This is a genomic window from Methylobacterium sp. AC315 (genome assembly GCF_979253755.1).
This window is the reverse complement of record NZ_CEEDEA010000003.1, coordinates 497,110-507,896: the sequence shown is the minus strand read 5'-3', so window position 1 is coordinate 507,896 and position 10,787 is coordinate 497,110. Positions and strand designations below refer to the sequence as shown.

Below are 10,787 nucleotides of genomic sequence, written 5' to 3'. Positions count from 1 at the left end.
GCCTGCCGAGCCACGTCCTGCACGCTCAAGCGTTCGAACGAGAGCAGGACGATGCGCGCCCGCAGGATGTGCTTGAGTGGGCGGGATCGGTCTCCGGCGATCGTGGACAACGCCAACTTGGTGGCGTCGTCGAGGAGCACGCAGACGGTCTGAGCCATCGCCCAGACTCGCATGCATCACCCCCTGCGTGAATCCTCTGACCACGTCAGTGCACTAGCCTTTCACCACTTGTATGTCGGATGGGGTATTAGCGATCCCGTCCGAAACTAATCCGTTCTCCCAAGTGGCGATCAAGCATGGATTTGATGTTGCCTGGAGTTGGATCTTTGGGAGTACATTTTCAAATCTGTGTGTTAATCTTCCTCATCCTACTAAGCGATTGGATTCGTTGCCGTCGGGAGGAAAAATGGTCGTCCGATCGAAAAAGGTCATCCTAGGACAGTCGTATTCTGTGCGGTGTTGTCGGCTCATCGAGCAGAGGACGAACCATCATATTACCTGAGAGATGATACACTATGAATACGCTCAGCAACCAGCATTTCGCGACATTCGGTAGTGGTGCTTTAACGCTAAGTCTTGCCTTCGCAGAGCTGCGGGCGGGCATCACTTGGCCGCACTATCATGCGCACGGGTGCGCTGCCCTAGCGAGTGCGCTCAACGAAGGTCTAATGCCCGAAGAGGTCGCAAGTATCCTCGATGGACGAGGGCTCATCGAAGCTTTTCCGGTTTGGCAGGGCGAAACTCCGGCGGATTATGCGGTCCGCGCTGTAGCCGAAATGTTCGTCGTCTACCTGCAATAGGCTCTGCTGAGTCGTCCCATTCTAACGTCCGACCCCTTGACTGTGGCTTAGGTTGACGCCGTGCGGCGGTCAAGAGTAGTGCGCTCCAGTCAAGAATGTTGGATCATACCAACGAGGCAAACGATTGGGCAGGGTCGCCCGGCGAGTCCCGGCGATTCACCGGGCCCTGCAACACTCCGCATCACGTATTGGATGAAGATCTTCAGCTGAGTAAATTCGGGCATATATCTGTTTTTCATTCATTAAGATGAGTCTATATTAGTATATAATTTGTTATAATCCGTTCTATCAACGACTCAGCGATCAATTAATACTGATAAATAAAAACCTTTGTGGCTATAAGTTGAATGAACAAGAAAAATATGCTAACAATTAATGATCGTTTATCCCGGGTAATTCCAAATGGACGTCGCATTACAGCGAAAAAGAAAAGCCTCTGCAATCAATATACGATCGATCATCATTGGCTCTTCGGTAGCTCTGTTCGTTATATCCACAGTAATAGGATTGTTTTCTGTCGTTCGGATCGGTATGATCAACACGGTGAGTCGATCCGTCTCCGGCGAGATCGAAGCGGTCACGATCCTCGGACGGATGAAGGCGCTCAGCCAGGAGCTGCGCGCCCTGGACGTCCTAGGCCACAATGCCCGGTCGGACACGGAGCGGCGCCGTTACCTCGATGAGGCCGGCAAGGCCCAGGAGGCGTTCTCCGCCGCCTGGAGTGCCTATGCCCCCACCGTTATGGGCGCAGACGAGCGCATTCTGGCGCATCGATTGCGCGAGGCCTGGCAACACTTCCTCGCCGTGGAGGCCGAAGCGACCGCGTTGGATCGGGCCGGTGAGCGCGAACTCGCCGATACGGTGTTCGCCGAGTCATTCCAGGCGGATGCCGTGGCGTTCACCCAGTCGGTGGATTCCGTCCTGGTCCACCGGCAGGCGCGGGCCCTCGAGCAAATGGCGGAGGCCGATGCGGTCGGCGCCACGTCGCGCCTCGCGGTCATCGTTGCGTTGGCCGTCGCGGCACTCCTGACCCTGGCCATCAGCTGGTTCATCGTCCGTCGTGTGGCCGCGCCGATCGCGACGATGACTCGGGTCATGGCGCGGCTCGCCGAGAACGATCTCACCGTGGCGATCCCGGACGGCGATCGGGCCGATGAGATCGGTGCCATCGCCGGTGCCGTGCAGGTGTTCAAGGAGAACATGCTTCACGCCAAGTCGCTGGAAGACGAGGCCACCCGGATCCGCGTTGAGGCAGACCAGGAGCGCAAGTTCGTCCTGCACGACATGGCGGAGCGCTTCGAGGAGACGGTGGGCGAGATTGTCGGCACCGTCACCGCTGCGGTTTTGCAGTTCCAGGGGACAGCGCGCCAGATGAGCACGACGGCCGGCCAGACGGCGAGCCAGTCGACCACAGTGGCCGCGGCCGCCGAACAAGCCGAATCCAACGTGCGGATGATCGCTGCCGCCGCAGACGAACTCGGTGCCTCGGTCCAGGAGGTGGGGCGTCAGGCTGAACTGTCCGCCGCCATGGCCGATGGCGCCGCCACGGAGGCCTCCCAGACCATCGCGTTCGTGCAGGTTCTCAGCGGCGCAGCGGACCGGATCGGCGACGTGGTCAAGCTGATCGCCAAGATCGCGGCGCAGACCAACCTGCTTGCCCTGAACGCCGCGATCGAGGCGGCCCGCGCCGGTGATGCCGGTCGCGGGTTCGCAGTGGTTGCCGCCGAGGTCAAGCAACTCGCGGGCGAGGCCAGGCGCGCGACCGACGATATTGCCAGCCATGTTTCGGTCATCAAGGCATCCACCTCCGATGCCGTCGCCGCGATCGAGGGGATTGCCACGCGGGTCCGCGATATGAGCGGGACAGCTGCCTCGATCGCCGCGGCCGTCGAACAGCAGGGCGCGGCAACGCAGGAGATCGTGCTCAACATCTCGCAGGCAGCCAACGGCACGGGCGAGGTGACGGCGAACATCACCACGGTCGCCGGTGCGGCGGAGCATACCGGCGCGGCCGCCGACCAGATGCTCGTCTCGGCGAGCACCCTGTCGCGCGACGCGGAACGCCTGGGCGACGAGGTTCAGCGGTTCCTGAAAAGCATCCGGGCGGCCTGACGTGACGATCCCATCGGGCCGGCGACACTCTGCCAAGCCGATACACCATCGATACCGCCGGCTCGATCGCGGCGCCGTCGGCGTCGCCTCGAACCCGTCGATTCTTCGCGCGCTGATGCCGGACCGGAGCGGATCTCGGCGGCGCGCGCCCCAGGCAGGTGCAAGGACCATGATCGGAACGCTCTGCGGATGGCCCATCTCCCGAATACTCGGTGGCGTGCCGGCGGTTCTTCGGATGTCCACTGGCGATCCGGCCTTTGGATTCGAACGGGTGCGGGGCTGGTGGCCGGCGGCGTTCATGGTCGTCTTGGCGAGCCTGCCGACACCGGCCGCGTCGGCCGCAATCGGCGTGGCGATGGCTGAGCCGAGCGGGTTCACCGCGCTCCTCCGGGACGGCATCCAAAGCTATGCCAAGACCCTGCCGGATCTCTCCGTGCGCTTCGCCTACGCGCCTCAGGGCGAGGGTGAGAAGCAGGTCGAGCAGGTCCGGCAATTCATCTCCGCCAAGGTCGATGCCCTCGTGGTCCTGCCTGCCGATACGACGACGAACGCGACGATCACGCGCTTGGCCCAGGACGCCGACATCCCCCTTGTCTACGCCAATAACGGCCCCCGGGAGGATTGGTTTGCCGGGCGCGTGGCGTTCGTCCTGTCCAATGATCTCGTCGCCGGACGGTTGCAGATGAGAAAGCTCGCACAGATGCTGGACGGCAAAGGTCGCGTCGCGATCATCCAGGGTCCGCCGAGCCATACAGCTTCCGCACTCCGCACGCAGGGCGTCAGGGAAGTCGCCGCGGCCTTCCCGGGGATCAGCATCGTCGCCGAAGGCGCCGCGGATTGGGACCGCAAGAAGGCCGCAGCGCTCGTGGCCGGATGGCTGGCGAACGGGACGGCGCCCGATGCCATCGTCGCCAACAACGACGAGATGGCGATTGGAGCCGCCGACGCGGTGGACGCAGCCGGGATCCCCACGGATCGAATCCTGATCGGCGGCGTCGATGCGACACCCGACGGCCTACGGGCGATGCAGCACAAGCGTATGGCCGTGACCGTCTATCAGGACGCCGGCCTACAGGCGCGCAAGGCGGTGAACGACGCCCTCAAGCTGGTCCGGCACGAGCCCGTGCAGCAATATGACTGGGTTCCGTTCGAGCTCGTGACGGACCGGATGTCGACCACGCATTTTTCGAAATAGGAAATTTGCCAGCGCGCTGGGACAGGACCTGCCGCGCCGGGGATGATGTCGCCCGGCGCGGCTTTGCCCCTACCGCATGACGAACGGATTTTCTGGCGCGTCGCGGCTCGTCGAGATCCAGACGCTCTTGGTCTCCAGGTACTCGCGGATGGACTCGATGCCGCTTTCACGGCCGATGCCGGAGCGCTTCATGCCGCCGAATGGCATCATGTAGCTGACGGCGCGGTAGGTGTTCACCCAGACCGTTCCGGCGCGCAGGCCCTTCGACATGCGCAGGGCACGGCCGATATCCTGTGTCCAGACGCCAGCCGCCAATCCGTAGATCACGTCGTTGCCGAGGCGCAGCGCCTCGGCCTCGTCCTCGAAGCCAATGATCGACAGGACCGGGCCGAACACCTCCTCCTGTGCGATGCGCATGTCGTTGGTGACGCCCGTGAAGATCGTCGGCTCGACGAACTGACCACCGATCACGCCGGGACCGGAGGCTGGGTTGCCGCCGAACACGCAGCGCGCACCCTCGCTCTTGGCGAGCGCGATGTAATCCAGCACCTTCGCATACTGGGGCGGCGTGGTAATCGGCCCGATGTTGGTGTCCGGCTGCATGGGATCGCCGAGCCGGGCGGTGCGGGCAAGATCCACCAGTCGCTCGACGAATGCCTCGCGGATGCTGTTCTGAACGAGCAACCGCGAGCCGGCGATGCAGGTCTGTCCAGTGGCAGCGAAGATGCCCGAGATCGCCCCGGCAGCCGCGGCTTTAAGGTCGGCATCGGCGAAGACGATGTTGGGCGATTTGCCGCCGAGTTCGAGGGAGACCCGCTTGATCTGGCGCGCGGCCGCCTCGTAGACCTTCGCGCCGGTGATATCTGAGCCGGTGAAGGTGATCTTGGCGACATCCGGGTGCTCGACGATGGCGCTGCCGGCCTCGCCGCCGTAGCCGGTGACGACGTTGAACAACCCGTCCGGGAGCCCGGCCTCCTTAGTCAGCCGGGCGAATTCCAGCGTGCTCGCGGAGGCGAATTCAGACGGCTTGACCACGACGGCGCAGCCGGCCGCGAGCGCCGGTGCGCATTTCCAGGCGACGAACAGCAGTGGTGAGTTCCAGGCGGTGAGCGCCCCGACGACGCCCACCGGCTCGTGCCGGGTGAACGCGAACGTCTCGGGTTTGTCGATCGGCACCTGGGCGCCTTCGACCTTGTCGGCGAGGCCCGCGTAATACCACCACCATTCGGGCTGGTAGCGCGTCTGCCCGTACATCTCGGCGAACAGCTTGCCGTTGTCGCGGACCTCGATCTCGGCGAGCGCCTTCGCATCGCGCTCTACGAGATCGCCGATCCGGCGCAGGACCTTGCCCCGGGCCGAGGCGGTCATGGTGGCCCAGGGCCCCTCCCACATGGCGCGCTTTGCCGCCGCCACCGCCTTGTCGACGTCGGCTTTGGACGCGCGGGGTATGCGGGCCCAAGACTCGCCCCGGTAGGGGTCGACGGACTCGAACCACGAGCCGTCAATCGGATCGACGTCCTGGCCGTCGATGTAGAGCTGGTAGGTTTTCACGGCGCGCCTCTCACGCGGTTGACGCGCGTGTTATGGGCGGGAACGCAGTCGGTGACGAGGCTCGCTGCGCCCTACGCGTTGGCGCTGAGGCGCTTGATGTCAGCCTCGACCATCTCAGTGATCAACGACTCGAGGCTGGTCTGCGCCTCCCAGCCGAAGGTGGCCTTGGCCTTGGCCGGGTTGCCCAGCAGCACCTCGACCTCCGCCGGCCGGAAGAACGCCGGGTCGATGATCAGGTGGTCGTCGATGTTCAGGCCGACATGCTTGAACGCGATCACGCACATGTCCCGCACCGTGGTGGTCCGGCCGGTGGCGATGACGTAGTCGTCCGGCTTTTCCTGCTGCAGCATCAGCCACATCGCCTCGACGTAGTCCCGGGCGTGGCCCCAGTCCCGCTTGGCATCGATGTTACCCAGCCGCAGCTCCTTCTGCATGCCGAGCTTGATCCGGGCCACCGCGTCGGTGACCTTGCGGGTGACGAACTCGACGCCGCGCAGCGGGCTCTCGTGGTTGAACAGGATGCCGTTCGAGGCGTGCAGCCCGAAGCTCTCGCGGTAGTTGATGGTCATCCAGTGCGCGTAGAGCTTGGCCACGCCGTAGGGCGAGCGCGGGTAGAACGGCGTCGTCTCGCTCTGGCGCTCTTCCTGGATCAGCCCGAACATTTCCGAGGTCGAGGCCTGGTAATAGCGCGCATTCGGCGCCACCGAGCGCAGGCATTCGAGCATATGGACGGCGCCGAGACCGGTCACTTGGCCGGTGAGCAACGGCTGTTGCCATGACGAGGTGACGAAGGACTGGGCGGCGAGGTTGTAGATCTCGTCCGGCTTGGTGGTCTGGACGATCCGCAGCAGCGCAGACTGGTCCAGCAGGTTGCCGTCCACGAGTTCGACATCGCCCAAGATGCCGAGCCACTTCAACCGGTGGTCGAACACCCCGGCATGGCTGGAGCGGCGTACGATGCCGGTGACCGTGTAGCCCTTGTGCAGCAGCAGCTGCGCCAGATACGCGCCGTCCTGGCCCGTAATCCCCGTGATCAGCGCGCGCTTGGCTGTCATGAAACCGTCCCGTCCCGTTGCTGCCCGGCTGCTACGACCGGTCCGGCCTTCGCGTCAAGGCGAGGCCACACTGCGCATAGTCTTCGCGGGCTGGCGCGTCGGCCAGCCACATGACTCAGTGTATGCGAAGAGGTGCGCATGGTGCCGAGTTTTTCGCGGGTAAGCCACTTCGCCCTAGGGTTGGGTCAGCCAGGCGGTGACGCCACCAAGGGACCGGAATTCCTCCAGCGCGTGGACCCGGGCGTCAGGCAGGGCCGACCGCGCCATCGTGGCCAGCGCGCGGCCGGGGCCGAGTTCGATGACCCGGTCGGCGCCGTATTCCCGGGCGGCTTCGAGGCAGGCTGCCCAGTCGATGGTATGGGAGATCTGGCGTGCCAGCTTGTCGAGGCCGTCCTCGGGCCGGAACATCGTCGCCCCGTCGAGCCCGCTGACGAGGCGCGGGGCACCGGCCTGCGGGCGGTGCAGGGTGACGGCATCGAGTGCGCCGCGGAACGCATCGCTGGCCTCGGCCAGCAGCGGCGTGTGCGAGGGCGTGTGAACCGGCAGCACCACCGCCCGCTGCGCGCCGGCCCCGATGGCGTCCCGGCACAGGACTTCGAGCGCATCGCATCGCCCCCCCACGACGCCGCTGTCCGAGGCGTTGCGGATGGCGAGGTGGCATGCGTGACGCCCGGCCAGGGCTTCGAGTGCGTCGAGCCCGAGGCCCCGGATCCCGGCGAGCCCGAACCCCTCCCCGGAGGCGGAATCCATGGCCTCTGCGCGCCGGGCGGCCAGCGCCAGGACGTCGGCGTCGGAGATCCGACCGGCGAGGCCCCAGGCGGCGAGATCACCGATGCTGTAGCCGGCCACGATGGCGCGGCCGGACAAAGCCAGCCCGCGCCAGGCGGCGAGCGCGGCGACGCAGCACAGGATCTGGCCCGTCCGGTTGCCGTGGAGCGCGTCGCCGCCGCTGCGGGCGAGGTCGCGCGGGTCGGTGCCGCCCAGCAGCGGCGCGGCGGCAGCGAAGACGGCCTGCGCCGCGGGATGGCCGGCGGTGAGGTCGAACATCCCCGGATGCTGGCCGCCCTGGCCGGAGAGCAGGATCGCGACACTCATGCGGTCTCCCGGGAGCGCAGGGGGGCGACAGGCCACATGGCGAGCCCGTCGAGGCCCTTGGCCAGCACGGTGCCGCCCTCGGGCGCGTCGCGCAACTCGCGCCAGTGCAGGCCGGTCCCGTCCGGCAGCAGGATCTCGCCGTCGAGACGCATCGGGGCGATGTCCGCGATGGCAGCGAGCCGGTCGAGCAGGCCGGCCGGTACCGGCCCCGGGCAGGGCCAGAGCAGGTCGAGGTCGGAGGCGGGACTCAGATACGTCAAGCCGGTGACCGCCTGCCACAGGAGACCACCGAACGGCCGCGGTGTCACGCCGTAACGGTCGCCGAGCGCCACCACGGCCGCGATGGTCCCGTGCCAGGCGGGAGGCGCATGGGGAGCCACCTCGGCGAGGCTCGGGCTGTCCAGGCGGGTCAGGCGTTCGGCCGGCAGGGCAAGGCCGATCCGGCGCTTGCCGACGGCGGGCGGCAGCGGCAGCCCGAGGGGGACCGTCCCGGCGCCCTCCCCCGGGACCCGGCGGCGGACGATCAGCGGACGCCCCGCCCCGGCCCAGACGGCGAGGTGCGGCACACCGGCGAGGTCGGCGCGGGTGCCGAGCCAGGATGACCAGGCTTCGGGATCGACGCGGACGAGGTCCTGCCGGGTGAAAATGCGAGGCGGGCGGGGTTCGATGTGCGCTCTGTGGATCTGTGCCATCCTCGACCTCGTTTTGAGGTCTCAGGTGAACGTGTCGGAGACCCGATGTCCGCCCACTCCTGAAACGTGACGAACGGCGGAGCAGCCACTTCGTCATCTTGGGGCCGCGCAGCGGAGCCCGGGATCCATAGACGCGAACCGATCAAGATCTGGCGTCGTCGGCGGATCTGGGTTCCGGGCTCGCCTGCAGCGCCCCGGAAAGACGAGGCGGTTCATTCTGCTACGCCCGATCGGCACGTAAGCATCCCACCGCGTTCACTCGGCCTCGCGCTACCTGCGCCGGGCCTGCGCGATCACCGCCTCCGCGATCTCCTGCGCCACCGGCCGACCGCCGCGTTCCGCGCCGAGGCGGTCGCGATTGTCGCCGGGAGTCTGGGTGGCGATCAGGTCGCGGATCTGGGCGTCGAGCGGCCGGGCCGGATCGAGCACCACGTGGACCGCGCCGGCGGCCACCATGTTGTCGAGCCCCGGGGCGAAGACCGGGGTCGACTTCGCCATCTCCTGAAGCTTGTCCAGCGGGAGCTTGGTCACCTTCGCCACGGAGGGTAGATCCATCACGCTCGGGTTGGCGCCCGGCAGCGCGGCGAGCACCCGGGTCGCCAGCGCGGTGGCGATGAACGCGCCGGCGGCGGAGTGGCCGTAGATCAGCCCGATGGTCGGGTGGCCGGAGCGGTCGGCGAGCAGCAGCGCCTTGGCGAGATGGGCCAGGCACTCGTTGAGCCCCAGCAACTCGTCGCGCCGGCTCATGCGCTGGCTGTCGGAATCGACCACCACCAGGATCGGCGCCTTGTCGCCGGCCCGCACGACATCGAGCACGGCCCGCGACAGGACCAGCGCGCCATCGACCCCGAGCGGCGTATCGCCGTCGATTCCGACGACGTGGATCGTTTCCCCCGCGAACGGGCCGCTGCCGGTCACGAGGCCGTCGCGCACAGTGACGGAATGGCCCTGCGGAAAGAGCCCAGCCAGGATCTCAGCGAGCGTCATGGTCGGCCTCCCCCACCCGGGATACGGTCTCGTCGAAGGCGCGCGTGTCCATGGCGGGCACCGCCTCCGGATCGTTGACGCCGAGCCGGGCCCAGATTTCGGTGGCGTCCCGGCAATCGCCGAAGCGCGCGATCCGGGATTCGAGCCGGGCCTGCTCGGCCTCCAGCGTCGCGAGATCGAAGGTCGGCGCCCGGCCGATCAGGTCGAGCGCCGCCCGCCGGAAGGCCGATACGGTGTCGGCGCAGAACGCGTCGGCCCCGCCGATCAGCCGGCGGTGCTTGCCGCCCATGGTCCGCCAGACCAGGGCCCGGTCGCGGGAATCGAACTCCTCGGCGCCCTTGTTGGTCTCGATCACCTCGGGGCCCGAGACCGAGATCCGGCCGCCCTCCGAGACGGCGAGCCGGGAGCAGGTGCCGGCGATCAGGCCGCCGCCGCCGTAGCAGCCGGCGCGGCCGCCGATCAGCCCGATGACCGGGATGCCTGCCGCTCGGACGTCGACGATCGCCCGCATGGTCTCGGCGATGGCGGTCTCGCCGGCATTGGCCTCCTGCAGCCGGACGCCGCCGGTGTCGAACAGGATCAGCACGGCCGCCGGCCTCAGGGTGAGCGCGGCGCGCAGGAGCCCGACGAGCTTCGCCCCATGGATCTCCCCGAAGGCGCCGCCCATGAACCGGCCCTCCTGGGCGGCGACGAGCACCGGCTTGCCGTCGAGCGCGGCGCGGCCGACCACGATACCGTCGTCGAAGGCCCGCGGCAGGTCGAACAGCGGCAGGTGCGGGCTCATGCGCCGCTCGGTCGGGGGCAGGAACTCCTCAACGCTGCCGGGATCGGCCAGCGCCAGCACGCGCTGGCGGGCGGTGGCCTCGTACCAGCTCAGGGCGTCCGGGTCGGTGCTCGCGGCACGTGCGCCAGCCATGGTCAGGCCTCCATCAGCCGGGCGCCCTGGAGCAGGCGCAACGATACGGTGTCGGGACGGGCGCCGCCGTCATTGATGCTGATGCGCAGGCCCCCGGGCTGGGCGCGTGCGACGAAATCCGCCACCACCGCCTCCCAGACCGCGCCGTAGCCGGCGATCGGCGTCTCGATCGCGACTTCGCAGGCATCCGGCGGCAGCACCCGCTCCAGCAGGATCTCCAGGTTGCCCGACGCCACCACGCCCGTGATGGCGTTCGAGACCGAGCCGGGCAGCGGCTTTCTGGTGGTGTGGCGGAAGGTCAGGGATTCCATCCGACTGTTCCTCGCGTGCGCCTCTCCGCCCCGTGGCGGGGAGGATATGAAGGTGGGGGTGGTTGAGGGGGTA

General features: G+C 67.2%; 10 protein-coding genes. 3 read left to right on the top strand and 7 right to left on the bottom strand.

Annotated features, from left to right (window positions below; genetic code table 11):
• Positions 1–515: 515 nt before the first annotated feature.
• The 3 genes from AC0IY0_RS07650 to AC0IY0_RS07640 all read left to right on the top strand — a co-directional run bounded on the left by AC0IY0_RS07650 (position 516) and on the right by AC0IY0_RS07640 (position 4,107).
• Positions 516–800, top strand: a complete 285-nt coding sequence (locus AC0IY0_RS07650) for a cupin domain-containing protein (RefSeq protein WP_147910533.1) — start codon at positions 516–518, stop codon at positions 798–800.
• A gap of 402 nt (positions 801–1,202) precedes the next feature.
• Entirely contained in the window at positions 1,203–2,912 is a 1,710-nt protein-coding gene (locus AC0IY0_RS07645; protein ID WP_471763452.1) for a methyl-accepting chemotaxis protein, read from the top strand.
• Positions 2,913–3,147: 235 nt separating this feature from the next.
• Positions 3,148–4,107: a substrate-binding domain-containing protein gene (locus tag AC0IY0_RS07640; protein ID WP_471763451.1), complete on the top strand. Its 960-nt coding sequence runs from the start codon at positions 3,148–3,150 to the stop codon at positions 4,105–4,107.
• Positions 4,108–4,176: 69 nt separating this feature from the next.
• Here the strand turns inward: AC0IY0_RS07640 and AC0IY0_RS07635 are convergent, their stop codons facing one another.
• The 7 genes from AC0IY0_RS07635 to mdcC form a co-directional block, all read right to left on the bottom strand.
• A complete protein-coding gene (locus AC0IY0_RS07635; protein WP_471763450.1) occupies positions 4,177–5,658 on the bottom strand; it encodes an aldehyde dehydrogenase in 1,482 nt (493 codons plus the stop codon).
• Between the two features lie 71 nt (positions 5,659–5,729).
• The gene (gene gmd, locus AC0IY0_RS07630; RefSeq protein ID WP_471763448.1) at positions 5,730–6,713 is read right to left on the bottom strand and encodes a GDP-mannose 4,6-dehydratase; all 984 of its coding nucleotides are present in this window, start codon (positions 6,711–6,713) and stop codon (positions 5,730–5,732) included.
• A gap of 174 nt (positions 6,714–6,887) precedes the next feature.
• Positions 6,888–7,808, bottom strand: a complete 921-nt coding sequence (locus AC0IY0_RS07625) for an acyltransferase domain-containing protein (RefSeq protein ID WP_147910528.1) — start codon at positions 7,806–7,808, stop codon at positions 6,888–6,890.
• A complete protein-coding gene (gene mdcG / locus AC0IY0_RS07620) occupies positions 7,805–8,500 on the bottom strand; it encodes a malonate decarboxylase holo-[acyl-carrier-protein] synthase (RefSeq protein ID WP_471763447.1) in 696 nt (231 codons plus the stop codon). The genes AC0IY0_RS07625 and mdcG overlap by 4 nt, the downstream gene beginning before the upstream one ends.
• A gap of 270 nt (positions 8,501–8,770) precedes the next feature.
• On the bottom strand, positions 8,771–9,487 hold the full coding sequence (gene mdcE, locus AC0IY0_RS07615) for a biotin-independent malonate decarboxylase subunit gamma (RefSeq protein WP_471763445.1): 717 nt from the start codon (positions 9,485–9,487) through the stop codon (positions 8,771–8,773).
• Complete coding sequence (locus AC0IY0_RS07610) at positions 9,474–10,403, bottom strand: biotin-independent malonate decarboxylase subunit beta (RefSeq protein ID WP_471763444.1); 930 nt, start codon at positions 10,401–10,403, stop codon at positions 9,474–9,476. Before AC0IY0_RS07610 ends, mdcE begins: the two co-directional genes overlap by 14 nt.
• 2 nt (positions 10,404–10,405) lie before the next feature.
• The gene (gene mdcC / locus AC0IY0_RS07605) at positions 10,406–10,714 is read right to left on the bottom strand and encodes a malonate decarboxylase acyl carrier protein (protein ID WP_147910524.1); all 309 of its coding nucleotides are present in this window, start codon (positions 10,712–10,714) and stop codon (positions 10,406–10,408) included.
• Positions 10,715–10,787 lie beyond the last annotated feature (73 nt).

Coding starts and splice junctions, on each gene's coding strand:
- AC0IY0_RS07650 (WP_147910533.1), top strand. CDS start 516: ATGAATACGCTCAGCAACCAGCATTTCGCGACATTCGGTAGTGGTGCT.
- mdcG (WP_471763447.1), bottom strand. CDS start 8,500: ATGGCACAGATCCACAGAGCGCACATCGAACCCCGCCCGCCTCGCATT.
- AC0IY0_RS07625 (WP_147910528.1), bottom strand. CDS start 7,808: ATGAGTGTCGCGATCCTGCTCTCCGGCCAGGGCGGCCAGCATCCGGGG.
- mdcC (WP_147910524.1), bottom strand. CDS start 10,714: ATGGAATCCCTGACCTTCCGCCACACCACCAGAAAGCCGCTGCCCGGC.
- AC0IY0_RS07610 (WP_471763444.1), bottom strand. CDS start 10,403: ATGGCTGGCGCACGTGCCGCGAGCACCGACCCGGACGCCCTGAGCTGG.
- mdcE (WP_471763445.1), bottom strand. CDS start 9,487: ATGACGCTCGCTGAGATCCTGGCTGGGCTCTTTCCGCAGGGCCATTCC.
- AC0IY0_RS07640 (WP_471763451.1), top strand. CDS start 3,148: ATGTCCACTGGCGATCCGGCCTTTGGATTCGAACGGGTGCGGGGCTGG.
- AC0IY0_RS07645 (WP_471763452.1), top strand. CDS start 1,203: ATGGACGTCGCATTACAGCGAAAAAGAAAAGCCTCTGCAATCAATATA.
- gmd (WP_471763448.1), bottom strand. CDS start 6,713: ATGACAGCCAAGCGCGCGCTGATCACGGGGATTACGGGCCAGGACGGC.